The sequence below is a fragment of the Bradyrhizobium sp. Ec3.3 genome, from assembly GCF_000472925.1.
In the GTDB taxonomy this organism is placed as follows: Bacteria; Pseudomonadota; Alphaproteobacteria; order Rhizobiales; family Xanthobacteraceae; genus Bradyrhizobium.
This window is the reverse complement of the sequence record NZ_AXAS01000008.1, coordinates 178,955-201,880: the sequence shown is the minus strand read 5'-3', so window position 1 is coordinate 201,880 and position 22,926 is coordinate 178,955. Positions and strand designations below refer to the sequence as shown.

The window sequence follows — 22,926 nt, the reverse complement described above, 5'->3', positions numbered from 1 at the left end:
TTGGGAATCGGGACTTTTGCGTGCTTGTGTGCTAGACAAAATTTTGGCAAGGTGATGGTTAGGACAGGAAAGCTGTCTTAATTCCGCTTGTGATCCCGGCACAGGGATTGCAACGCAAAGCGGCGCTCTCGAGCGCCAAGAAGTTGCAGGCTAAAGCCGTTCTCGGGGACGTGGAACGCCCAGGCCTGAATTTAAGAAAATGCGGCTCGCAACGGACGAGCGGTGGCCCAAAGAGCGGGTGCCGCGGTACGCCCAAGGTGCGCCGAAGATGGCGGTGAGACAGCTTGCCGCATGAAGAGGACGGAACAATGAACGGGTCGCAATTCGAGCGCGCAAACATCGTGGCAGAAGAGCTGTCGGCGACGGTCGCCTCGAAAACGACTGATCGTCCGCTTGAAAAGCACACGTACCGCCCGCCGGCCGAAGGCCTGTACGATCCGACCCTGGAAAAGGATTCCTGCGGCGTCGGCTTTATCGCCAACATCAAGGGCAAGAAGTCGCACCAGATCGTCTCGGACGCGCTCAGCATCCTCTGCAACCTCGAGCATCGCGGCGCGGTCGGCGCCGATCCGCGCTTCGGCGACGGTGCCGGCATCCTCGTGCAGATCCCGCACGCCTTCTTCACCCGCAAGGCCAAGGAGCTCGGCTTCTCGCTGCCCGCTCCGGGTGAATACGCCATCGGCGCGCTGTTCATGCCGCGCGACAGCGCCTGGCGCAACGTCATCAAGAGCATCATCACCGATCAGATCAAGGCCGAAGGGTTGAAGCTGCTCGGCTGGCGCGACGTGCCGACCGACAACTCCTCGCTCGGTGTCACCGTGAAGCCGACCGAGCCGAACCACATGCAGGTCTTCATCGGCCGCAACGGCGCCGCCAAGACCGACGAGGAGTTCGAGCGCCGGCTCTACATCCTGCGCAAGTCGATCTCGCAGGCGATTTACCAGCGCCGCGACCGCGGCCTCGCGGGCTATTACCCCTGCTCGATGTCCTGCCGCACCGTGATCTACAAGGGCATGTTCCTCGCCGACCAGCTCGGCAAGTACTATCCCGACCTGCACGAGAAAGATTTCGAGAGCGCGCTCGCGCTCGTGCACCAGCGCTTCTCGACCAACACCTTCCCGACCTGGTCACTGGCGCATCCCTACCGGATGATCGCGCATAACGGCGAGATCAACACGCTGCGCGGCAACGTCAACTGGATGGCGGCGCGTCAGGCTTCCGTGAGCTCCGAGCTCTACGGCAAGGACATCAGCCGCCTCTGGCCGATCTCCTATGAAGGGCAGAGCGACACCGCCTGCTTCGACAACGCGCTCGAATTCCTGGTGCAGGGCGGTTACTCGCTGCCGCATGCCGTCATGATGATGATTCCGGAGGCGTGGGCCGGCAATCCCCTGATGGATGAGAAGCGCCGCGCCTTCTACGAATATCACGCCGCCCTGATGGAGCCGTGGGACGGCCCGGCCGCGATCGCCTTCACCGACGGCCGCCAGATCGGCGCCACGCTCGACCGCAACGGCCTGCGGCCCGCGCGCTATCTCGTGACCAAGGACGACCGCATCGTGATGGCGTCCGAAATGGGCGTCTTGAAGATTCCGGAGGACCAGATCGTCACCAAGTGGCGGCTCCAGCCGGGCAAGATGCTGCTGGTCGACCTCGACCAGGGTCGCCTCATTCCCGACGACGAGATCAAGGCTGAGCTTGCCAAGAGCCATCCCTACAAGGAGTGGCTCGACCGCACCCAGATCGTGCTGGAGGAGCTGCCGAAGGCGCCGACCACCGGCGTGCGCTCGAACCTGTCGCTGCTCGACCGGCAGCAGGCGTTCGGCTACAGCCAGGAAGACATCACGATCCTGATGACGCCGATGGCCTCCACCGGCGAGGAAGCCACGGGCTCGATGGGCAACGACACGCCGGTCTCGGCGCTGTCTGCCAAGCCCAAGCCGCTGTTCACCTACTTCAAGCAGAACTTTGCGCAGGTCACTAACCCGCCGATCGACCCGATCCGCGAGGAGCTGGTGATGAGCCTGGTCTCGATCATCGGACCGCGGCCGAACTTGTTCGATCTGCAGGGCCTCGCCACCACCAAGCGCCTCGAAGTGCGCCAGCCGATCCTGACCGACGCGGATCTCGAAAAGATCCGCTCGATCGCCGATCTCGGCGATACCCACTTCAAGTCGCGCACGCTCGACACCACCTTCCATGCCGGCCTCGGCGCGGCCGGCATGGACCAGGTGCTCGACGAACTCTGCGCGCGTGCGGAAGCCGCGGTGCGCGAAGGCGTCAACATCATCATCCTGTCCGACCGCATGGTCGGCACGGACCGCGTGCCGATCCCCTCGCTGCTGGCCTGCGCCGCCGTGCATCATCATCTGATCCGCACCGGCCTGCGCACCTCGGTCGGCCTCGTCGTCGAATCCGGCGAGCCGCGCGAGGTGCATCACTTCGCCTGCCTTGCCGGTTACGGCGCGGAGGCGATCAATCCCTACCTCGCGTTCGAGACCATCATCGCGATGAAGGACCGCCTGCCCGGCCCGCTCGACGACTACGAGATCGTCAAGCGCTACATCAAGTCGATCGGCAAGGGCCTGCTGAAGGTGATGTCCAAGATGGGCATCTCGACCTACCAGTCCTATTGCGGCGCCCAGATCTTTGACGCGGTCGGTCTGAAGGCGGACTTCGTGTCCAAGTTCTTCGCCGGCACCCACACCCGCATCGAGGGCGTGGGTCTGGCCGAGATCGCGGAAGAGGCCGTGCGCCGCCATGCCGACGCGTTCGGCGAGGCGCTGGTCTACAAGACCGCGCTCGATGTCGGCGGCGAATATGCCTACCGCACCCGCGGCGAGGACCACGCGTGGACGGCCGAATCGGTGTCGCTGCTCCAGCACGCCGCCCGCGGCAATTCGCAGGAGCGCTATCGCGCCTTCGCGAAGATCCTCAACGAGCAGTCGGAGCGCCTGTTGACGCTGCGCGGCCTGTTCCGGATCAAGAGCGCGGAAGAAGAGAAGCGCAAGCCCGTGCCGCTCGACCAGGTCGAGCCGGCCAAGGACATTGTCAGGCGTTTCGCCACGGGTGCAATGAGCTTCGGCTCGATCTCGCGTGAGGCGCATACGACGCTTGCGATCGCCATGAACCGGATCGGCGGCAAGTCGAACACCGGCGAAGGCGGCGAAGAAGCTGACCGCTTCAAGCCGCTGCCGAACGGCGACAGCATGCGCTCGGCGATCAAGCAGGTCGCCTCGGGCCGGTTCGGCGTGACGACGGAATATCTCGTCAACTCCGACATGATGCAGATCAAGATGGCGCAGGGCGCCAAGCCCGGCGAAGGCGGCCAGTTGCCCGGCCACAAGGTCGACGCGACGATCGCAAAAGTCCGGCATTCGACGCCGGGCGTCGGCCTGATCTCGCCGCCGCCGCACCATGACATCTACTCGATCGAGGACCTGGCGCAGCTCATCTACGACCTCAAGAACGTTAACCCGACGGGCGACGTCTCGGTCAAGCTCGTCTCGGAGATCGGCGTCGGCACGGTGGCCGCGGGCGTTGCCAAGGCGCGCGCCGACCATGTCACCATCGCGGGCTTCGAGGGCGGCACTGGTGCATCGCCGCTGACCTCGATCAAGCATGCAGGCTCGCCCTGGGAGATCGGCCTCGCCGAAACCCACCAGACGCTGGTGCGCGAGCGGCTGCGCAGCCGCATCGCGGTCCAGGTCGACGGCGGCTTCCGCACCGGACGCGACGTCGTGATCGGTGCGCTACTCGGCGCCGACGAGTTCGGCTTTGCGACCGCGCCGCTGATTGCGGCCGGCTGCATCATGATGCGCAAGTGCCATCTCAACACCTGCCCGGTCGGGGTCGCCACGCAAGACCCCGTCCTGCGCAAGCGCTTCACCGGCCAGCCCGAGCACGTGATCAACTACTTCTTCTTCGTCGCCGAAGAGGTTCGCGAGATCATGGCGAGCCTCGGCTTCCGCAACTTCAACGAGATGGTCGGCCAGACCCAGATGCTCGACCAGACCCGCCTGGTCGCGCATTGGAAAGCCAAGGGCCTCGACTTCTCGAAGCTGTTCGTCAAGCAGAAGGAAGAGAAGGGCCAGAAGATCTATCACTCGGAGCGCCAGAACCATCATCTGGAGGCCGTGCTCGATCGCAAGCTGATCGAGAACGCGACGCCCGCGCTCGACCGCGGCGCGCCCGTGAAGATCGAGGCCGAGATCAACAACACCGATCGTTCCGCCGGCGCGATGCTGTCGGGCGCGGTGGCCAAGATCTACGGCCATGCAGGACTGCCGCATGACACGATCCATGTCAGCCTCAAGGGCACCGCCGGCCAGGCCTTTGGCGCGTGGCTCGCCCACGGCGTCACCTTCGAGCTCGAGGGTGAAGGCAACGACTATGTCGGTAAGGGCCTGTCGGGCGGCAAGATCATCGTCAAGCCGCCGCGCAACGGCGGTATCGTGCCGGAAGAGAGCATCATCGTCGGCAACACCGTGATGTACGGCGCGATCGAAGGCGAGTGCTACTTCCGCGGCATCGCCGGCGAACGTTTTGCCGTGCGCAATTCGGGCGCCGTGGCGGTGGTCGAGGGCGCGGGCGATCATTGCTGCGAATACATGACTGGCGGCATCGTGGTCGTGCTCGGCAAGACCGGGCGCAACTTCGCGGCCGGCATGTCCGGCGGCATCGCCTATGTGCTCGACGAGGCCGGCGATTTCGACAAGCTCTGCAATCTCTCGATGGTCGAGCTCGAGCCGGTGCTGTCGGAGGAACTGATCAACGCCGGCACCTACAACCACTCCGGTGATCTCGAGGCGCATGGCCGGGTCGACGTGTTCGAGAACCTGCTCGATTCCGACGTCGAGCGCTTGCACGTCCTGATCTCGCGCCATGAAAAGGCGACCGGCTCCAGGCGCGCGATCGAGATCCTCGCGAACTGGAAGGAATGGCTGCCCAAATTCCGCAAGGTGATGCCGGTCGAGTACCGGCGTGCACTGCGCGAAATGCAGGCCAACGCGGACGCCGAGCCGAAAATCGCGATCGGCGCGTAAGTCTAACCCCTCGTGGGCAGAGGCGGCGCGAAAGCGCCGTCTCGAACCATGAGGCCTCCATCCGGGCCGTCATCCTTCGAGACGCGTATTCCGCGTTCCTCAGGAATGGGGTTCGAAATGAAAAACGAAGCGGCAGGGACTACGGGTTTAATGGGCAAGATCACGGGCTTTCTCGAAATCGAACGGTATGATCGCAAGTACACCCCGGTCGCCGAGCGCTTGAAGCATTTCAAGGAATTCGTCGTTCCGCTCTCGGAGAAGGAAACGCGCGACCAGGCCGCGCGCTGCATGAATTGCGGCATTCCCTATTGCCACGGCACCGGTTCGGTCGCGCCGGGCACGCCCGGCTGTCCGGTCAACAACCAGATCCCCGACTTCAACGACCTCGTCTACCAGGGCAACTGGGAAGAGGCTTCGCGCAACCTGCATTCGACCAACAATTTCCCGGAGTTCACCGGCCGCATCTGCCCGGCGCCGTGCGAAGCCTCCTGCACGCTCAACATCGACGACAACCCGGTCACCATCAAGACCATCGAGTGCGCGATCGTTGACCGCGCCTGGGAGAACGGCTGGCTGAAGCCGGAGATCAACACCGAGAAGACCGGCAAGAAGGTCGCGGTGATCGGCTCGGGTCCGGCCGGCATGGCCTGCGCACAGCAGTTGGCACGCGCCGGTCATGACGTGCATCTCTACGAGAAGTACGCCAAGGCCGGCGGCCTTCTGCGTTATGGCATTCCCGACTTCAAGATGGAAAAGGACATCATCGACCGCCGCGTCGCGCAGATGGAGGCGGAGGGCGTCACCTTCCACTACAACAGCCATGTCGGTGCCGCCGGCAACGTCGATCCGCGCGAGATGCTCAACGAGTACGACGCCATCGCGCTGACCGGCGGTGCGGAAGCGCCGCGCGACCTGCCGATCCCTGGCCGCGACCTCGACGGCATCCAATACGCGATGGACTTCCTGCCGCAGCAGAACCGCCGCAACTCCGAGGAGCCTTTGAACGGCGTCACCGACATCCTCGCCGGCGGCAAGCATGTCGTCGTCATCGGCGGCGGCGATACCGGCAGCGACTGCATCGGCACCTCGCTGCGCCAGGGCGCCAAGTCCGTGACCCAGCTCGAGATCATGCCGGCGCCGCCCGAGCGCGAGAACAAGGGCCTGACCTGGCCGAACTGGCCGCTCAAGATGCGGACGTCCTCGAGCCAAGCTGAAGGCGCAATCCGCGAATATGCCGTGCTGACGCAGAAGTTTTCCGGCGAGAACGGCAAGGTCAAGAAGCTGCACTGCGTGCGCGTCGACGACAAGTTCAAGCCGATGGCCGGCACCGAATTCGAGCTCGATGCCGAGCTCGTGCTGCTCGCCATGGGTTTCGTGCACCCCGTGCACGAGGGCCTCTTGAAGCTGCTCTCGGTCGACCTCGACCCGCGCGGCAACGTCAAGGCGAACACGCTCGACTACCAGACCTCTCGCCCCAACGTGTTCTCCGCCGGCGACATGCGCCGCGGCCAGTCGCTGGTGGTGTGGGCGATCCGCGAGGGACGCCTCTGCGCGCGGTCGATCGACACGTTCCTGATGGGGAAGACGGATTTGCCGCGATAAGTTTTCGCGAGCTGGCTGCCACATGTGAGACTGTCATCGCCCGCCTTGTGCGCAATTGCGCACTGGAGCGGGCGATCCGGTATTCCAGAGACGTCAAACGTATACGGATCAGCCGCGGCGTACTGGATACCCTGCCTTGGCGAGGCATGACGGCGGAGTGCGTAGCGGGCACGTGTCCGCCAATACAATCACTCTTCCTTCACGTCAATTCTGCAACCTCACCCCCAGCATCACCACGGTCGCCTGCGAGCTCGACAGCGGGACGTTCGAATTCAGGATGTCGTGGCGCAGGGTACCTTTGACCCAGAGGTTGCGGTTGAGCTTGTAGATGAGATCGCCTTCGATCGAGTACGTTTTGTCCTTACGCACATTCTCCTGGTAGTCATACGTGCCGTAGGTGAACTTGCCGATGCCGGTCAGCCAACGACGGAAGTCGTGATCGACTTCAACGGCGTAAGTGCGCACCAGGATGCCCGGGGAGCCCACAAGCGTCGTCTCCTGGATCTGAGTGTCGGAATTGAATCTCACGGTGGTCAGTCCGCTCGCGTTCCAGACCAGCGAGCCCGTGGTCAGGAAGCCGCTGAGCTGGCTGAGCCTTGGATCGACATAGTTGCGCGCGGCGTAGCCGATCGAGATTTCGCCGGTGAGGATGCGCGAGAACTCGAAGGACGTGCCGACCTTGGCGTAGCCACCGTTTGAATCGCGCAAATAGCCATTGCGGTCGGCAGCCTGGTCGTGCACGCGGGTGTCGCCCTCGATCTCCAGGAATGGCTTCAGGCCCGGCTTGAGATCGTAGGAGAAGCGCCCCACACCACCATACTGGTTGAAGTCGCGGTCGTCGTTGCTGGAAACCGTGCCGTCGGTGAGCTTGGAGTTGGTGTACGCCGTGCGGTCGACCGTGGCACCGGCGGCGACCTCGAAACGATTGAAGGTCTGGTCGACGCCGAGTGTCGTGCCGTAGGTGGCGTAGATCGGATATCTCTGAAGTCCCGCCTGGATGTTCGGGCTACCGGGATTGTCGGTGGCAAGCCGCAGGCGGAGCTCCGAAGTCAGCCTGAGATCGCGGTCGACGTCGATGCGGCCGTCGATGTGGCCGGTGAAATCCGGGCGGTTGATCTCGACGGGCGCGGGCGAGGCGACGCCGTCGATCGTCGCAGGCAACTGGTTGCCATAGCCGGTGAAGGATCCGCGCAGGTCCGCGACCAGCGCGTGGCGCTCCCAGTCGGACATCACGACGAGCTCGTGTGCCACGACATAGAGCGGCGAGCCGATCGGCTTGTTGAGGCGCGCCGGATTGGTGTCATAGCCGCCGGAGAGCTCGAGCGCGCCCTTGATCAGGAAGCTGCCGGCATAATCGCCGACGGGGCCGAAGGGATCATCGTCGAGCTTGAGGCGCCGGCGCAGCGGCTGGCCGGGCACGGTGCCGGCCATCGCCGCCGGCACCGGCGTCTTGTTGGCGGTCTCCGACGGCGGCGGCGCGATGCGCGGCAGGCCGATGCCTGGTGCGGACGTCGCGGCCGGAGCCGGGGTGCCGGGACCGGGCGCGCGTTTCGGCTTCGGCTGCCCCGGATAAAGCTTTGGCTGCTGCCGCTTGCGATTGAGCGAGTCATAGCCCGAGGCGCCAGAGCCATTGGCGGCGGGCAGGCCATAGGTCGGCACCTGGCCGACGCGCGAGGGCGCCGGTGTGTCCTTGCTCTTGCGCGGATCGGCGCCGGGATCGGGCAGCGCCGGCAAGCCATCCGACGGGGGCTGCGCGAACGTCGTCGTGGCCGTGCGCCGCGTGGGGAGCGTGTCCGGCGAGACGAAGCCGCCGCGGTTCGGATTGAAGAGGTCCGGTGTGAGGCTCTGGGCGGCGGCGGGCGCGCGCTCCAGCATGGTCAGCGCAAGGCATGGCAAGACGGCGCGCAAGACGTGCGCGCGCTTGCTCCGGCTCCTGCCTGGAGGCGACCCCACGATGGAAAAAACTCCAACGAATTCCGACACTTCCGCGACGGCTTCCGCGGGGGACGCGGGAACCATCGTTAATGGAGTTAAAACAATTATGGTTAATGACCCGTTGAGGGCGGACCTCCTCACGTCGCCTCCCCGCCGCGGCCGTGCTAAGCAAGCGGCCACGCGCAAACCGGGTTTGCCCCTCTTCCCTGGATCAAAACATGCCGAGCTCGAAACCGCTGATGACCCCATCATCCGGCCCCGCCTCCTCCGACATCGAATCCGCGCTGCGCACGCTGGAGACGGAGAGCGGCGGCATCGGCGCGCTCGCAACCGCGCTGAAGGGGCCGCTAGGGGCGAGCTTCACAGCGGCGATCGACAAGATCCGCAACGCCAAGGGGCGCGTCGTCGTCACCGGGCTCGGCAAGTCCGGGCACATGGCGCGCAAGATCGCAGCGACGCTCGCCTCGACCGGCACGCCCGCCTTCTTCGTCCACGCCGCCGAAGCCGGCCATGGCGACCTCGGCATGATCACCACCGACGACGTCATCATGGCGCTGTCCTGGTCCGGCGAGCAGCCGGAGATGAAGAACCTCGTGAATTACTCGGCGCGCTTTGCGATTCCCATGATCGCGGTGACGTCGAACGCAGGCTCCGCGCTCGGACAGGCCGCCGATATCGTGATCGAGCTGCCCAAGGCGCGCGAAGCCTGCCCGCACAATCTGGCGCCGACCACCTCGACGTTGATGCAGGCCGCGATCGGCGATGCCATCGCGATCGCGCTGCTCGAAGGCCGCGGCTTCACGGCGCTGGAGTTCGCGCATTTCCACCCCGGCGGAAAGCTCGGCGCGATGCTGAAATTCGTCCGCGACTACATGCGCACCGGCACGGAGATCCCCGTCAAGCCGGTCGGCACGAAGATGTCGGAAGCGGTAGTCGAGATGTCGGCCAAGGGTTTGGGGTGCGTCTGCATCGTGAGCAGTACGGGCGAGATCGCCGGCATCATCACCGACGGCGATTTGCGCCGGCACATGCGGCCGGATCTGCTGACCGCGACGGTCGACGACATCATGACGAAGCAGCCGAAGACCGTGCCGCCCTCCATGCTCGCGACCGAGATGATTGAGGTGCTGAACACGCGCAAGATCACGACGCTGATCGTGGCCGAAGCGAGCAAGCCGGTCGGCATCGTGCACCTGCACGATCTGTTGCGGGCCGGCGTGGCTTAAGCCAACTCTCGTCATCCCGGGGCATCGCGCAGCGATGAGCCCGGGATCCATTCATCCGCGTGACCCGTGGCGAAATGGATTCGGGGCTCGCGCCAAGAGGCGCGCCGCGAAATGACACGGAGGATGTAGGGCGCGCACTGCCTGCCTCCTCTCCGTCATTGCGAGCGCAGCGAACCAATCCAGACTGTCACCGCGGAGAGATTCTGAGACGCTTAGTTCGCCGGAAATCGCGCCGCCTTCTCCTCCAGCGGCAATCTCAGCCCGTTCGCCAGATACGACACCGTCCGATAGACCCCGCACAGCATCATGATCTCCAAAATCTGGGCGTCGTCGTAATGCGCTGCGAGCGCGGCAAACTCCACGTCATCAAGCGTTGCGCGGTGATGCAAGGCATCGACGGCCGCGATCAGCGCCTGCTCGGCCGTAGACCAGCAGGCTGAAGTCGCCTCGCCATGAGCGGTGGCGCGGACCTGTTCATCCGTGAGACCCGCGGCTCCCGCGAAGATCGCGACATGCACGCCCCATTCATATTCGCATGTGTTCAGCGCGCAGGTGCGGTCGATGACGATCTCGCGCTCGCGCAACGACAGCGGCCCCGGATCCAGGAGGCTGCCGGCACGGAACTTGTCCCAGGCGCGCTTGTGTCCCGCCATCACCCGGAACAGCATCAGGGGTGGCGCGCCGCGCATGATGCGGTTGAACTGCTCATCGATCTCGGGCGGATAAGGCGGATCCAGCGGCGCGATGCGCGACATCGTCTGTGACATGGCCGATCCCTCTGCTACAATACTTGTAGCGATACGCTACACTATCCGTAGCAGCGCGCAAGGGGGGCGGGCGACATGGCGAGACTGGCAGGGCAACGCAGCGTACGCGGCTCGCGCACGGGCCGGCCGATCATGGCCCTGCTGGACCTCTTGGGGAAACGCTGGAGTCTGCGGATCCTCTGGGAATTGCGCGGCGCTCCCCTCACCTCCCGCGCGCTCCGCAGCGCCTGTGACGAGGCATCCCCCACGGTGCTACAAGCCCGGCTCACGGAGTTGCGCGAGGCGGGCTTCGTGGAGCTCGGAGATGCCGGGGGCTACAGCCTGACGCCGCTCGGGCGGGAATTGTGCGAGACCTTCATGCCGCTGCACCGGTTTGCGGAAAGGTGGAGGAAGTAGAATTCGAACAGCCGCGCACCTCAACCTCCCTTCGCCCCTTGTGGGAAAAGGTCGCGCGAAGCGCCGGATGAGGGGTTGCATCCACAAACTCGATCGCGAGAAGCACACGCGGAGAGCGACCCCTCACCCGTCTCGCCGCTCCGCGGCGATCCACCCTCCCCCGCAAGGGAGGAGGGTAAGAGGAGCTACGCCGCTGCCACCGTCAGGTTCGCGCCGTCGACCTGCACCACCTTCACCCGCGTCCCGGCTGGTGTATCGGGGCCGGCGACGCGCCAGACGGTGTCGCCGATGCGCACGGTGCCGCTTCCATCGATGATCGGCTTCTCCAACGTGAACTCGCGGCCCAGAAGCGCCTCGGTGCGCTTGTTGAGGTGCGGGCTCGCGCTGGTGTCGATCCTGCCGCGCGCGAGGCGCCGCCATAGCGGGACTGCGGCGGCGGCGAACAGCGCGAACATCACGAGCTGCGCCTGCCAGGCGGGATGGGCGACGAACGAGACCAGCCCGACCAGCAGCGCAGCGAGCCCGAGCCAGAACAGGAACACGCCCGGCGCGAATACCTCCAGCGCCATCAGGATGAAGCCGAAGATCAGCCAGTTCCAGGTGCCGAGGGTGACGAACATGTCGGTCATGACACGACCTCTGGGTTATCTTATTGCTGCGGCGGCACTACCGGCGGCGAGCTTCCCGCCGGCGGCACCGAGCCGCGGCGGGCGGCGGCGGATGCGGACGCCGCGCTCTCGCCGAAGGTCGCCTTGGCGATCTCGCCGATGCCGGCCAGCGAGCCAAGCAGGCTCACGGCTTCCATCGGCAGCATGATGATCTTCTGGTTCGGGGCCTCCGCAAATTGCCCGAACGCCTTGATATATTTGTCGGCGATAAAATAGTTCAATGAGGCGACGTCGCCCTTGGCGATCGCCTCCGACACCATCAGCGTCGCCTTGGCCTCGGCCTCCGCGAGGCGCTCGCGCGCTTCGGCGTCGCGGAATGCGGCCTCCCGGCGGCCTTCAGCCTGCAGGATCTGGCCCTGCTTGGCGCCCTCGGCGCGCAGGATCTCGGACTGCCGCTGGCCTTCGGCGGCCAGAATGTCGGCGCGCTTGACGCGCTCGGCCTTCATCTGCCGGCCCATGGCCTCGACGAGATCCGCCGGCGGCACGATGTCCTTGATCTCGATGCGGTTGACCTTGACGCCCCAGGGCGAGACCGCGGCGTCGACGACACGCAGCAGACGCTCGTTTATTTCGTCGCGATGCGACAGCACCTGGTCGAGATCCATCGAGCCCATCACCGAGCGGATGTTGGTCATGGTCAGGACCGTGATCGCGTTGTTGAGGTTGGCGACCTCGTAGCTCGCCTTCGCAGCATCAAACACCTGGTAGAAGGCAACGCCGTCCACGCTCACCGTCGCGTTGTCCTTGGTGATCACCTCCTGCTCGGGAATGTCGATCACCTGCTCCATCATGTTCATCTTGCGCCCGACGCGATCGAAATAGGGCACGATCAGGTTGAGCCCGGGCGACAGCGTCTGGGTGTATTTGCCGAACCGCTCGATGGTCCAGTCGTAGCCCTGAGGCACCGTCTTCACACCGGCAAGCAGCGTGACGATGACGAGAAACACCAGTGCAATAGCAAAAATATCGAAACCGCTCATAGGTCCTCCAAGGCGGGAAAAGGCGTTTCCCGCGCCGTTCATTGGTCGGATTCCCGTCCCGACCGGTTCAGCGGCACTCTTTACGTCGGCCTGCGGCGATCATTTCACAAGACGCACGAAGCCGGAACGACGGCCATTAAGTATTGGCGGCGAGGCTCTTGAAAGGCGGCCGGGCCACCCCAACGGATGCGCCTGCTACTCGATGACCTCGTCGGCGATCGCAAGCAGCGCCGGCGGGATGGTGACGCCGAGCGTTCGTGCAGTCCGCAAGTTGATCGCAAGCTCGAATTTGGTCGGGTTTTGCACCGGAAGATCGGCAGGCCTTGCGCCCTTCAATATGCGGTCGATATAGGCGGCGGCGCGCCGCACCTGCTCGGCGCTATCGGTGCTGTACGACATCAGGCCGCCCTCATCGACGAAGGTCCGGCTCCAGTAGACCGCAGGGATGCGTGCCTCGGCGACCGCCGCCTGGAGGCGCGCGCGATTCGCCAGCGTGAAGAAATCGGGCAGGACGAGCAGGCCTTCGCCCTTGCGGGCCGCGAGCGCCGCGATCGAGGCCGCGTCATGGACCGGCACTGGGTCGACCGACACGCCGAGCGAGCGGGCCGCCTGTTCGATCGCGGGCAGCATGAGGCCGGCGAAAGGCGCCGTGGATGGATTGTAGACCACGGCGATGCGGGAGACTTTCGGCGTGATCTGCGTCAGCATCTCCAGCCATTTGCCGGCCATCGGCCCGTCATAGTCGGTGAAACCGGTGATGTTGCCGCCCGGATGCGAAAGGGTTTTGACAAAACCCTGGCCAACGGGATCCGTGACGACGGCGAACACGATCGGCGTTGCCGCGGCGCGCTTGCGCAATTCCACGACCGACGGCGTGCCGATGGCGAGCAGGATGTCGGGATTGAGCGCAAGCAGCTCGCCGGCCTGCCGCGCGATCAGCGCCCGATCGCCGCCGCCATGGCGCCATTCGATCCGCAGATTGTCCTGCTCCTTCCAGCCAAGTGTAGCCAGCGCATCGGTCAGGATCGTCGCGCGCATCTGCCCGATCGCGTCATCGGCTGCCGTCACTGTGAGCACGCCGAGCCGGCGCAGCCCGGCCGGCGCCGGCTGCGCCACCGCCGGCAGCGGCAGCAGCGCGGCGCAGCCGAGAAGTGCCAGAACCTCGCGCCGCTTCATGGGGCGCCCCTCAGATCCAGCCCTGCAGCTCGCGTAGCACAAGGGTGCGGATCACGTCCATGCCGGGCTCGCTGTCGTTGAGGCAGGGGATCGCGGCAAACGCCTCGCCGCCACCGTGCTTGAAGATCTCGGCATTCTCCTGCGCGATCTCCTCCAGCGTCTCCAGGCAGTCGGCGGCAAAGCCCGGCGTCACCACCGCGATGCGGCGCACGCCTTGCTGCGCCAGGCGCTTCATGGTCGCGTCCGTATAGGGCTGAAGCCACTCGTCATTACCGAAGCGCGACTGGAAGGTGAGCAGCAGCTTTGAGGCGTCCATGCCGAGCCGGCGGCGCAGCGCCTCGGTCGTCGCCACGCAGTGGCTCTCGTAGGGATCGCCCTTGTCGACATAGGATTTCGGCATGCCGTGGAAGGAGGCGACGATCAGCTCCGGCTTGAACGGCAAGCTCGCCAGGCTCGCCTCAATCGAGGTCGCGAGCGCCTCGATATAGGCCTCGTCCTCGTAGTAAGGCGGCGTCACCCGCAGCGTCGGCTGCGCGCGCAGGCGGGCGAGAACGCGAAACACCTCGTCGCAGACGGTCGCCGAGGTCGAGGCGGAATATTGCGGATAGAGCGGCACCGCCAGGATCCGGTCGCAACCTTGCGCGACCAGCTCATCGATGCCGGACTTGATCGACGGGTTGCCGTAGCGCATCGCCCAGTCCACCACGACATGCGCGCGGTCGGCGAGTGCGGCGGCGAGCTTGTCGGCCTGCGAGCGGGTAATGGTCTTGAGCGGCGACTCGTTCTTCTCGGTGTTCCAGATCTTCTGATAGTCGAGCGCCTTGCTGCGCGGCCGGCTGCGCAGGATGATGCCGTTCAGCACGAACTGCCAGACCAGGCCCTGGTCCTCGATGACGCGGGGATCGCTCAGGAATTCCTTGAGGTAGACGCGCACGCCCGGGGCATCCGCGGTGTCGGGCGTTCCGAGATTGACGAGCAGCACGCCGACACGCGAAGCGGCCGGAGCTGCGGTGGCCTTCGATGTGTCGATCGGGAGAACGCGCGTCATGGCCCAACGGGTTCGCGCGTTGGGCCGAACTTGTCAAGATTGGGCCGACTTCGCTAGGGTTTCGGGGGTGCAGGGGGAAGGAACCATGACGCTCGCGGAATGGTGCATATTTGGAGCGCTGCTGCTCTATCTTGCGACGATCGCCTCGATCAAATGGATCAGGTTCGGTCGTTTCGACAATTCGAAACCGCGCGACCCGGCCTTCTATGAGGATGCCATCTCGCAGCGCGCGCTGGGCGCGCACCAGAACGGCATCGAGACCTTCCCGTTCTTCGCGATTGCCGTGCTGCTCGCCGAATTCCGCGATTCCCCGCAGCGCCTGGTCGATGAGCTCGCCGCGCTCTTCCTGATCGTGCGGGTCGCCTACGTCTTCACCTATCTCGGCAACCGTCCGACGCTGCGGTCGATCCTCTGGAGCATCGGTTTTGCGATCAATGTCGCGATCTTCTTCATGCCCGCCCTGAAGCGGTTTCTGCCGGTGTGACTTCTCTCTTCCCTTCTCCCCTTGCGGGAGAAGGTGGCGCGACGCGCCGGATGAGGGGCTATCTCCGCGCGTTCAGGTTGAGTGATTCATGCGTGGAGAGAGAGACCCCTCACCCGTCTCGCCGCTGCTTCGCAGCGCCGAGCCACCCTCTCCCACAAGGGGAGAGGGAAAAAGAGTGCATCTCAAAAACACGTCGTGCGTTCGGCGGCGAGGTAGCCCAGCAGCAGGCCTGCGCCGAACAGCAGCACGAGGCCGGCGGCCGCGAATTCGATGCCGCGCATGAAGAGCGCGCCGCCGCCGTCGCGGCCGGCGCTCAGGCGCCGGGCGACGTCCTTGGCGGAGACGGCGATGACCGCAATGGTCGCGACCGTGATCGCGGTGCCGAGCCCCATCAGGAAGGTCGCGGCGATGCCGGCCCAGAACAGTCCCTGGGCGAGCGCGAACACCAGCACCAGGATCGCGCCCGAGCAGGGGCGGATGCCGACGGTGAGGATTGCCGCGAGGCCACGCCGCCAGCCGCCGGGGCCGGCAAGCTCGCCCGGCGTGGGGCCATGGGAGTGGCCGCAATGCTCGCCATGGACCTGGTCGTGGGCATGCGCGTGGCCATGGCCGTGGTGGTGATGGTCATGGTGGTCGTGACCATGACCATGCTCGTCATGATGATTGTGATGGTGGCCGTGATGATCGTGGTGATGCGGCACGCCGGCTATCGCGGGCACCGGCTGAGAGGCCTGGAGTGCGCGGATGAAGGCGCCGCCCTTGACCCAGACGAGGCGGAGCCCAAACGCCGCGATCAGGGCGTAGCTGGCGATCTCGATCACCTTCTCGGCGCTGCACATGGTCTTGGCGGTCGCGTTCAGCGCCCAGGCCGCGATGCCGACGATGAGGACCGCGACCAGCGACTGCATCAGCGCCGAGGCAAAGGACAACACGATGCCGCGCCGTGCCGTTTCCTGGTTGGCGACGAGGTAGGAGGAGATCACCGCCTTGCCGTGGCCGGGGCCGGCGGCATGGAAGATGCCGTAGGCAAAGGAGATCGCGAGCAGCGTCCACACCGAACCGTCGGATTTCGCGGCGCGGATAGTTGCAGACATCTCGCGGTAAAATTCCGACTGCTTGGCCAGCAGCCAGCCGATGATGCCGCCGGCCTCCGGCTCGGGCGCGGGGCGCGGCCCGCCGAAGGGGTTTTGCGCGAAGAGATCATGAAGCGCTGCATCGACGGCCCAGACCGCGACAAGGACGGCCGCGCCGGTGCCGAGTGCACGCGCAAGCGGAGAACGAAGGAAAGAGGTCACGGGCAATCCACGGTGATCTTGTTGGCGAACATCATGCCGAAGTTCGAGTTTTCGCCGTTCATGAAGGTCTGCTCGTTGAGCTTCTGGGCGCTCGCGGTGCCGTCATTCGGCCGCTCCAGCTTCATCTGGCAGCCGGCGGGCGCGCCGACCAGCCTGACCGGGTTGTCCTTGGCCATCTGGAAGTCGATGAAGAAGGAGCGGTCGAACACCTCCAGCACGAGCTGTTTCGGCTTCAGCGGCGTCTTCAGCGGCAGCGTGAAGTGCAGGGTCAGCACGGTGTCCCTGTAGTCGAGGAAATAGTCGACCGGCTCATTGAAGCGCTCCTTCTTGCCGTCGGCCTTGGCGAAGGTGAAGTAGGCATATTCCTTCAGCGACTCGACATTGGTCTGGGCGAGCGGAGCCAGTTCCTCGCGCGTGTAGCTGCCCTTGGTCTTGCCCTCGAGCCCCTGGGTCGCATAGGCCGAGAACATGTCGTCGAAAGTCCAGGCGTGGCGGACACCGGTGATCGAGCCGTCGGGCGCGTAGATCAACTCGCTGGTCGCGGTGATCCAGACGTGCGGATGCGCCTGCGCCACCCCCGCCGCAAGCGAGAGGCCAGCGGCGAGCAGCCATCCGAACAGGGCGCGCATGCCCATCAGGCCGCCTGCGCGGCGTCGAGCAGGCCGCGCCGGCGCAGCAGCGCATCCGGCTCGGGCGGCCGGCCACGGAAGGCCTCGTAGGCGGCTTCCGGATCGACCGATCCACCGGTGGAGTAGATGTCGTCGTGCAGGCGCTTTGCCACCGCCGGATCGAAGATGTTGCCGGCCTCCTCGAAGGCGCCGAAGGCGTCAGCGTCCATCACCTCCGACCACATGTAACTGTAATAGCCGGCAGCATAGTGGTCGCCGGAGAAGATGTGGCCAAATTGCGTGGGCCGGTGCCGCATCGCGATCTCCCCGGGCATGCCGATCTTCTCGAGCTCTTGTCTCTCGAAGGCGCGCACGTCCTGCGCGGCCGCCGCCGGCTGGGTGTGGAATTCGAGGTCGAGAAGTGCCGAGGAGACGAATTCGACGGTGGCAAAGCCCTGGTTGAACTTGCGCGCCGCGAGGAAGCGCTGGAGCAGGTCGTCGGGCAGCGGCTCGCCGGTCTGATAGTGGCGGGCGAACTGTTGCAGCACCTCCGGCCGCTCCTGCCAGTGCTCATAGAGCTGGGAGGGCAGCTCGACGAAGTCGGTGAACACGGAGGTGCCCGACAGCGACGGATAGGTCACGTTGGAGAGCATGCCGTGCAGGCCGTGGCCGAATTCGTGGAACAGGGTGCGGGCATCGTCGGGCGACAGCAGCGAGGGCTCCCCGCCGGCTCCCTTGGCGAAGTTGCAGACATTGATGACGAGCGGCGCGGTCTCGACGTCGAGCTTCTGCTGGTCGCGCAGCGACGTCATCCAGGCACCGGAGCGCTTTGATGGCCGGGCGTAGTAGTCACCATAGAACAGCGCCTTGTGCTTGCCGTCCCGGTCCTTCACCTCCCAGACGCGGACGTCCGGGTGCCAGGCCGGGACATCCTTGCGCTCCTCGAAGGTGATGCCGAACAGGCGCGTGGCGCAGTCGAAGGCCGCCGCGATCATGTGATCGAGCGTCAAGAATGGCTTGATCGCGGCGTCGTCGAAATTGGCGCGCTGGAGGCGCAGCTTTTCGGCGTAGTACCGCCAGTCCCAGGGCGCGAGCTGGAAATTACCGCCCTCGGTCGTGATCAGCGCCTGCATCTCGTCGCGATCGGCGAGCGCGCGCGCCCGCGCGGGCTTCCAGACCCGCTCCAACAGGACCCGCACCGCGTCCGGCGTCTTGGCCATCGAATCCTCGAGCCGGTAGGCGGCGAAGGTCGGATAGCCCAGGAGATTGGCGCTCTCCTCGCGCAGCTTCAGGATCTCGACGATGGTCTCGTTGTTGTCGTTGGCGTTGCCATTGTCGCCCCGCGCGGTGAAGGCCTTGTAGACCTTCTCGCGCAGGTCGCGCCGCGCCGAGCCCTTCAGGAATGGCTCGACCGAGGAGCGCGACAGGGTGACGATGGCCTTGCCGGCCATGCCGCGATCTTCTGCCGCAGCCTTGGCGGCCGCGACGAAGCTCTCGGGCAGGCCCTGGCGGTCGTCCTCGCCGAGCTCCATGAACCACTCCTGCTCGTCACCGAGCAGATGATGGCTGAAGCTGGTGCCGAGCTGGGCGAGCTTCTCGTTGATCTCGGCCATGCGCGCCTTGGCCTCTTCGGAGAGGCCGGCGCCGGCGCGGTGGAAGCGGGTGTAGGTGCGCTCGAGCAGGCGCAGCTGCTCCGGCGTCAGATTGAGGCTGGTGCGATTCTCGTGGAGCTGGGCGATGCGGCCGAACAGCACCGCGTTCATCATGATCGGATTCCAGTGCCGCGCCATCCGCAAGGAGACCTCCTTGTCGATCTCCAGGATCGCCGGATTGGAGTGCGCGGAGACGAGGTCGTAGAACACGGCCGAGACCTTGTTGAGCAGCTTGCCGGAGCGCTCGAGCGCCGTGATGGTGTTGGCGAAGTCGGGGGCTGCCGGATCGTGGACGATCGCCGCGATCTCCGCGGAGTGATCGGCGAAGGCCTGCTCGAAGGCCGGCAGGAAGTGCTCCGGGCTGATCTCGTCAAACGGCGGGGTTGCGAATGGCGTCACCCAGGCCTTCAGAAGCGGGTTCGTCTCGGCCGGCGCGGCGCCGGTATTTTCGCTGGGTTCTGACATGACTTGTCCCGTTTTTTTGAGCTGGGTTTGTTGCAGCCAGCTATAGCACGCGATGGGGCTTTTTTGCGCCATTTGGCCTTGCTCCCGGGCCCCTTTTCGGGGAGATTGCGGCCCTCAAAGACCACGGATCTAAAGCTCATGAACGCGCCTGCCTCCTCCTCCCGCCGGATCGTCTGGCCGAGCGTCATCACTGTCATCAGCGCCGCCATCCTGATCGGCGCCGAGGTGTTCGGCGCGGCGTTTGCCGGCGGCTGGGCGCTCGCAATTCTGTTCGGGCTCGACGACACCGGCGCGCACATCGTGCAGGCCGTGCTGTTCGCACTCGGCGTGCTCGTCATGACCGCGTTCATCCGCGCGGCTCAACGCGTCGAGCCGTTCACGAAGCGCGCGTGAGGCGACGCGCGCGAGCACGACACGCTTCGCAGCGCGCGCAAACTTAACAGCCGTTCATCTTCAGCGTCGCTCGCGCATCACAGCGCAAGCAGTCGTTAGGCAATTCTGCTCTCAGCCTAAAAAATTTCTTGCGAAGCAGAGTCAAAACGCTTATGTGCGTTCTTGCCCAATTTCGCACGTGCCTGTGGTCGTGTGTCAGTCGGTAGGTATCCGGACAAGAGGCCGGACAGCCGCCAAGGGGTGAAGAAGCCGAGGGGCTCTTCGGAAGTGCAGAAGTCGGAAGACTGAAGCAAACCCGGAGTGTCCAGCATCTCTCTCAAAGAGATGCCTAGTCGAAGGTGACTTTGCTCTTTGCAACCGTGACTGGCAGCCGGAGGCGAACCGGCGCACCTCGTTCTCAACGGGGGACGCGACTTAAAGCAACGACGGATCGGGCTTTTTTGGTCTCTACCGGCATTCCAACGCCGGCGCGGGCTACTGAAAAGGCTTGTCCTTCATTGCCAGGTGAGCGGGCGGGAAAATTCCCAACCAATCCACGGCAGCACAATTCGGTCTCGGGTTCTCGGCCCTGTCGCGTCTCCATCGTGCGGCAGCGCCAAAGCACCCCTGTCCGAGAACATTTTGAACGGGCTCCGTCGCTGGGGCCGTTTGGAGGGTGCTATGACCGATCGCATCAGGGATTTCCTGCGCAACCGCCGCAGCGAGGGCCTCGACACCGAGCCGTGCCTCGTCGTCGACCTCGAGGTCGTGCGCGACAATTACCAGAGCTTTGCCAAGGCGCTGCCCGACAGCCGCGTGTTCTATGCCGTCAAGGCGAACCCCGCGCCGGAAGTGCTGGCGCTGCTGGCGTCCATGGGCTCCTGCTTCGACACCGCAACCGTCGCCGAGATCGAGATGGCGCTGGCCGCGGGTGCGACGCCCGACCGCATCTCTTTCGGCAACACGATCAAGAAGGAGCGCGACATCGCGCGCGCCTTCGCGCTCGGCATTCGGCTGTTCGCGGTCGATTGCGCTGCCGAGGTGGAGAAGGTCGCCCGCGCCGCCCCAGCTGCGAAGGTGTTCTGCCGCATCCTCTATGACTGCGCCGGCGCCGAGTGGCCGCTGTCGCGCAAGTTCGGCTGCGACCCGGAGATGGCGGTCGAGGTGCTCGACCTCGCCAAGCGTCTGGGCCTGGAGCCGTGCGGCATCTCCTTCCATGTCGGCTCGCAGCAGCGCAAGGTGAAGGCGTGGGACCGTGCGCTGGCGATGGCCTCGCAGGTGTTCCGCGACTGCGCCGAGCGCGGCATCAACCTCTCGATGGTCAACATGGGCGGGGGCTTCCCGACCAAGTACCTGAAGGACGTGCCGCCGGTAGTGACCTATGGCCGGTCGATCTTCCGCGCGCTGCGCAAGCACTTCGGCAACCAGATCCCCGAGACCATCATCGAGCCGGGTCGCGGCATGGTGGGCAACGCTGGGGTGATCGAGTCCGAGGTCGTGCTCATCTCGAAGAAGAGCGACGAGGACGAGGTGCGCTGGGTCTATCTCGACATCGGCAAGTTCGGCGGTCTCGCCGAGACCATGGACGAGTCGATCCGCTACGCCATCCGCACTCCGCATGACGGGGCGGACATGACGCCGTGCGTGCTCGCGGGCCCGACCTGCGATTCCGCCGACGTGCTGTACGAGAAGAGCCCGTATCCGCTCCCGGTGACGCTCGAGATCGGCGACAAGGTGCTGATCGAAGGGACCGGGGCCTATACGTCGACCTACTCGTCGGTGGCGTTCAACGGCATCCCGCCGTTGAAGACGTATCACATCTGATCCGCCTCGCTTTCGAGGCCTGATAAACCGGGGGCCGGCTTGCCGGCTCCCTTCCCTGATATTGCGATTTCTGACGACGCTTGTGCTCGTGGACGCATGTCCGCGGCTCCAAGCGAGGACTGACGTGTCATGACTGCTCTTCGGAAGCCACAGGTCGCCCTCATCTCGAAAGCCGCTCCGTTCGCGATCCGTGCGGAGCGTGCTGCCGACGTTGCGATGCGTGAAGCGCTGCTCGATGCCTGCTTTGGCGAGAACCGCCACGGCCGCACCTGCCAGCGCCTGCGCGACGGACGTGCACCTGCCGCAGGCCTTGCCCTGTCGGCGATGCGCGAGGGGAAGCTCGTGGGAACCGTGCGGCTGTGGCACGTCAGCGCCGGAGGCAGGCCCGCTCTGGTCCTCGGACCGCTCGCGGTCGATCCTGCCTGCCGCGAGCTCGGGATCGGCGCCGCGCTGATGCATCAAGCGCTGGCCGCCGCCCGGGCGCGCGGGCATGCCGCCGTGATCCTGCTCGGCGATGCCCCGTATTACGCCCGCTTCGGCTTCTCGGCCGAGAAGACCGGCGCGCTCTCGCTGCCCGGCCCGTTCGAGCGCGAGCGGCTGCTCGGCCTCGAATTCCAGGCGGGCGCACTGGACGACGCGGCCGGGATGATCGTTCCGACCGGCGCAACGCTGCCCAAACGGCGGGCAGCGCGTCTGCACGCGCACGCGGCCTAAAAGGGGACGTCCATCATGGCGAAGACCCCGGCCGCATCCAGCGGCGATGCCCGCCCGCGCCTGCGCAGCCTGATCACATCGGTGCTGTTCGTCCTGATCGCGATCATGATCGCCAGGGACATCCTGGTGCGGCGGTGGAGCGGCTCGCCGCCGCCGTCGCAAGCTACGACGCAGCAGTCCCGCTGAGCTCCCTTCACCGCCTTCTCGGGGGTTGCGCAGGGCCTCGAAAGGCCCTTTAACCCCGCGAAACACACCCCTTCAGTCGAGGTCGAACAGATGTCCCGTCGCCTGATTTCCACCGGCTCGCCTTTCGAGAAGACCGCCGGCTACAGCCGCGCCGTGATCGACGGCGAGTTCGCCTTCGTCGCCGGAACCACCGGCTACGACTACACGACCATGACGATGCCATCAGATGTCACGAGCCAGTCACGCAACTGCTTCAAGACCATCGAGGCCGCCCTAAAGGAGGGCGGATTCGAGATGGCCGACATCGTCCGCGTGACCTACTACCTCACCGACATCAAGGATGCCGATGCCCATTTCGCCGTCTGCGGGGAAGTCCTCGGCGACATCCGCCCGGCCGCCACGCTTCTCGCCGTCTCGGCGCTCTACAAGCCCGAGATGAAGGTCGAGATCGAAGTGACCGCCAAGCGCCGCAGCGCCTGATCC

At 65.4% G+C, this 22,926-nt stretch carries 19 protein-coding genes; 10 read left to right on the top strand and 9 right to left on the bottom strand.

Annotated elements, in window-relative coordinates:
- The first annotated feature begins 308 nt into the window (after positions 1-308).
- Positions 309-5,045 (top strand): glutamate synthase large subunit, encoded by a 4,737-nt coding sequence (gene gltB / locus YUU_RS0110120; protein ID WP_027522257.1) that lies wholly within the window; start codon positions 309-311, stop codon positions 5,043-5,045.
- 150 nt (positions 5,046-5,195) lie between these two features.
- The gene (locus YUU_RS0110115; protein WP_027522256.1) at positions 5,196-6,647 is read left to right on the top strand and encodes a glutamate synthase subunit beta; all 1,452 of its coding nucleotides are present in this window, start codon (positions 5,196-5,198) and stop codon (positions 6,645-6,647) included.
- Between the two features lie 204 nt (positions 6,648-6,851).
- Here YUU_RS0110115 and YUU_RS0110110 read toward each other — a convergent pair whose 3' ends face one another.
- The gene (locus tag YUU_RS0110110) at positions 6,852-8,600 is read right to left on the bottom strand and encodes an outer membrane beta-barrel protein (protein ID WP_027522255.1); all 1,749 of its coding nucleotides are present in this window, start codon (positions 8,598-8,600) and stop codon (positions 6,852-6,854) included.
- 200 nt (positions 8,601-8,800) lie between these two features.
- Between YUU_RS0110110 and YUU_RS0110105 the strand changes: the two genes are divergently transcribed.
- Positions 8,801-9,808, top strand: coding sequence for an SIS domain-containing protein (locus YUU_RS0110105; protein ID WP_027522254.1), 1,008 nt, complete (start codon positions 8,801-8,803; stop codon positions 9,806-9,808).
- A gap of 212 nt (positions 9,809-10,020) precedes the next feature.
- Here YUU_RS0110105 and YUU_RS0110100 read toward each other — a convergent pair whose 3' ends face one another.
- Positions 10,021-10,575, bottom strand: coding sequence for a carboxymuconolactone decarboxylase family protein (locus YUU_RS0110100; protein ID WP_027522253.1), 555 nt, complete (start codon positions 10,573-10,575; stop codon positions 10,021-10,023).
- A 75-nt stretch (positions 10,576-10,650) separates the two neighbouring features.
- On the opposite strand from YUU_RS0110100, the gene YUU_RS0110095 reads away from it, so the two are divergent.
- Positions 10,651-10,971, top strand: a complete 321-nt coding sequence (locus YUU_RS0110095; protein ID WP_027522252.1) for a helix-turn-helix domain-containing protein — start codon at positions 10,651-10,653, stop codon at positions 10,969-10,971.
- A gap of 185 nt (positions 10,972-11,156) precedes the next feature.
- Here the strand turns inward: YUU_RS0110095 and YUU_RS0110090 are convergent, their stop codons facing one another.
- From YUU_RS0110090 to hemH, 4 genes are all read right to left on the bottom strand, one after another.
- Entirely contained in the window at positions 11,157-11,600 is a 444-nt protein-coding gene (locus YUU_RS0110090) for an NfeD family protein (RefSeq protein WP_027522251.1), read from the bottom strand.
- A 20-nt stretch (positions 11,601-11,620) separates the two neighbouring features.
- Positions 11,621-12,619, bottom strand: a complete 999-nt coding sequence (locus tag YUU_RS0110085; protein ID WP_027522250.1) for an SPFH domain-containing protein — start codon at positions 12,617-12,619, stop codon at positions 11,621-11,623.
- 195 nt (positions 12,620-12,814) lie between these two features.
- Entirely contained in the window at positions 12,815-13,795 is a 981-nt protein-coding gene (locus YUU_RS0110080; protein WP_027522249.1) for an ABC transporter substrate-binding protein, read from the bottom strand.
- 10 nt (positions 13,796-13,805) lie between these two features.
- Positions 13,806-14,843 carry a ferrochelatase gene (hemH, locus tag YUU_RS0110075; RefSeq protein WP_027522248.1) on the bottom strand — a complete coding sequence of 346 codons (1,038 nt, stop codon included), beginning with the start codon at positions 14,841-14,843 and terminating at the stop codon, positions 13,806-13,808.
- Between the two features lie 85 nt (positions 14,844-14,928).
- On the opposite strand from hemH, the gene YUU_RS0110070 reads away from it, so the two are divergent.
- Positions 14,929-15,327 (top strand): MAPEG family protein, encoded by a 399-nt coding sequence (locus YUU_RS0110070; protein WP_027522247.1) that lies wholly within the window; start codon positions 14,929-14,931, stop codon positions 15,325-15,327.
- Between the two features lie 182 nt (positions 15,328-15,509).
- Here the strand turns inward: YUU_RS0110070 and YUU_RS0110065 are convergent, their stop codons facing one another.
- From YUU_RS0110065 to YUU_RS0110055, 3 genes are read right to left on the bottom strand one after another with little or no spacing between them, the layout of a single operon-like run.
- Positions 15,510-16,628, bottom strand: coding sequence for a nickel/cobalt transporter (locus YUU_RS0110065; RefSeq protein ID WP_027522246.1), 1,119 nt, complete (start codon positions 16,626-16,628; stop codon positions 15,510-15,512).
- On the bottom strand, positions 16,619-17,257 hold the full coding sequence (locus YUU_RS0110060; RefSeq protein ID WP_027522245.1) for a DUF1007 family protein: 639 nt from the start codon (positions 17,255-17,257) through the stop codon (positions 16,619-16,621). Before YUU_RS0110060 ends, YUU_RS0110065 begins: the two co-directional genes overlap by 10 nt.
- Positions 17,257-19,347 carry a M3 family metallopeptidase gene (locus tag YUU_RS0110055; RefSeq protein ID WP_027522244.1) on the bottom strand — a complete coding sequence of 697 codons (2,091 nt, stop codon included), beginning with the start codon at positions 19,345-19,347 and terminating at the stop codon, positions 17,257-17,259. The genes YUU_RS0110060 and YUU_RS0110055 overlap by 1 nt, the downstream gene beginning before the upstream one ends.
- Before the next feature lie 138 nt (positions 19,348-19,485).
- On the opposite strand from YUU_RS0110055, the gene YUU_RS0110050 reads away from it, so the two are divergent.
- The 5 genes from YUU_RS0110050 (at position 19,486) to YUU_RS0110030 (ending at position 22,923) form a co-directional block, all read left to right on the top strand.
- The gene (locus YUU_RS0110050; RefSeq protein ID WP_027522243.1) at positions 19,486-19,740 is read left to right on the top strand and encodes a hypothetical protein; all 255 of its coding nucleotides are present in this window, start codon (positions 19,486-19,488) and stop codon (positions 19,738-19,740) included.
- Positions 19,741-20,400: 660 nt separating this feature from the next.
- Complete coding sequence (locus YUU_RS0110045; protein ID WP_027522242.1) at positions 20,401-21,543, top strand: type III PLP-dependent enzyme; 1,143 nt, start codon at positions 20,401-20,403, stop codon at positions 21,541-21,543.
- A 129-nt stretch (positions 21,544-21,672) separates the two neighbouring features.
- On the top strand, positions 21,673-22,257 hold the full coding sequence (locus YUU_RS0110040) for a GNAT family N-acetyltransferase (protein ID WP_027522241.1): 585 nt from the start codon (positions 21,673-21,675) through the stop codon (positions 22,255-22,257).
- A 15-nt stretch (positions 22,258-22,272) separates the two neighbouring features.
- Positions 22,273-22,443, top strand: coding sequence for a hypothetical protein (locus YUU_RS60150; protein WP_198031730.1), 171 nt, complete (start codon positions 22,273-22,275; stop codon positions 22,441-22,443).
- A gap of 90 nt (positions 22,444-22,533) precedes the next feature.
- The gene (locus YUU_RS0110030; RefSeq protein WP_027522240.1) at positions 22,534-22,923 is read left to right on the top strand and encodes a RidA family protein; all 390 of its coding nucleotides are present in this window, start codon (positions 22,534-22,536) and stop codon (positions 22,921-22,923) included.
- The last annotated feature ends 3 nt before the right edge of the window (positions 22,924-22,926 follow it).

What these genes read in the sequence shown, in the direction of transcription:
- YUU_RS60150 (WP_198031730.1), top strand. Translation starts at nt 22,273, where the DNA reads ATGGCGAAGACCCCGGCCGCATCCAGCGGCGATGCCCGCCCGCGCCTG.
- YUU_RS0110090 (WP_027522251.1), bottom strand. Translation starts at nt 11,600, where the DNA reads ATGACCGACATGTTCGTCACCCTCGGCACCTGGAACTGGCTGATCTTC.
- YUU_RS0110055 (WP_027522244.1), bottom strand. Translation starts at nt 19,347, where the DNA reads ATGTCAGAACCCAGCGAAAATACCGGCGCCGCGCCGGCCGAGACGAAC.
- YUU_RS0110050 (WP_027522243.1), top strand. Translation starts at nt 19,486, where the DNA reads ATGAACGCGCCTGCCTCCTCCTCCCGCCGGATCGTCTGGCCGAGCGTC.
- YUU_RS0110085 (WP_027522250.1), bottom strand. Translation starts at nt 12,619, where the DNA reads ATGAGCGGTTTCGATATTTTTGCTATTGCACTGGTGTTTCTCGTCATC.
- YUU_RS0110100 (WP_027522253.1), bottom strand. Translation starts at nt 10,575, where the DNA reads ATGTCACAGACGATGTCGCGCATCGCGCCGCTGGATCCGCCTTATCCG.
- gltB (WP_027522257.1), top strand. Translation starts at nt 309, where the DNA reads ATGAACGGGTCGCAATTCGAGCGCGCAAACATCGTGGCAGAAGAGCTG.
- YUU_RS0110030 (WP_027522240.1), top strand. Translation starts at nt 22,534, where the DNA reads ATGTCCCGTCGCCTGATTTCCACCGGCTCGCCTTTCGAGAAGACCGCC.
- YUU_RS0110080 (WP_027522249.1), bottom strand. Translation starts at nt 13,795, where the DNA reads ATGAAGCGGCGCGAGGTTCTGGCACTTCTCGGCTGCGCCGCGCTGCTG.
- YUU_RS0110040 (WP_027522241.1), top strand. Translation starts at nt 21,673, where the DNA reads ATGACTGCTCTTCGGAAGCCACAGGTCGCCCTCATCTCGAAAGCCGCT.
- YUU_RS0110070 (WP_027522247.1), top strand. Translation starts at nt 14,929, where the DNA reads ATGACGCTCGCGGAATGGTGCATATTTGGAGCGCTGCTGCTCTATCTT.
- YUU_RS0110105 (WP_027522254.1), top strand. Translation starts at nt 8,801, where the DNA reads ATGCCGAGCTCGAAACCGCTGATGACCCCATCATCCGGCCCCGCCTCC.
- hemH (WP_027522248.1), bottom strand. Translation starts at nt 14,843, where the DNA reads ATGACGCGCGTTCTCCCGATCGACACATCGAAGGCCACCGCAGCTCCG.
- YUU_RS0110115 (WP_027522256.1), top strand. Translation starts at nt 5,196, where the DNA reads ATGGGCAAGATCACGGGCTTTCTCGAAATCGAACGGTATGATCGCAAG.
- YUU_RS0110095 (WP_027522252.1), top strand. Translation starts at nt 10,651, where the DNA reads ATGGCGAGACTGGCAGGGCAACGCAGCGTACGCGGCTCGCGCACGGGC.
- YUU_RS0110045 (WP_027522242.1), top strand. Translation starts at nt 20,401, where the DNA reads ATGACCGATCGCATCAGGGATTTCCTGCGCAACCGCCGCAGCGAGGGC.
- YUU_RS0110060 (WP_027522245.1), bottom strand. Translation starts at nt 17,257, where the DNA reads ATGGGCATGCGCGCCCTGTTCGGATGGCTGCTCGCCGCTGGCCTCTCG.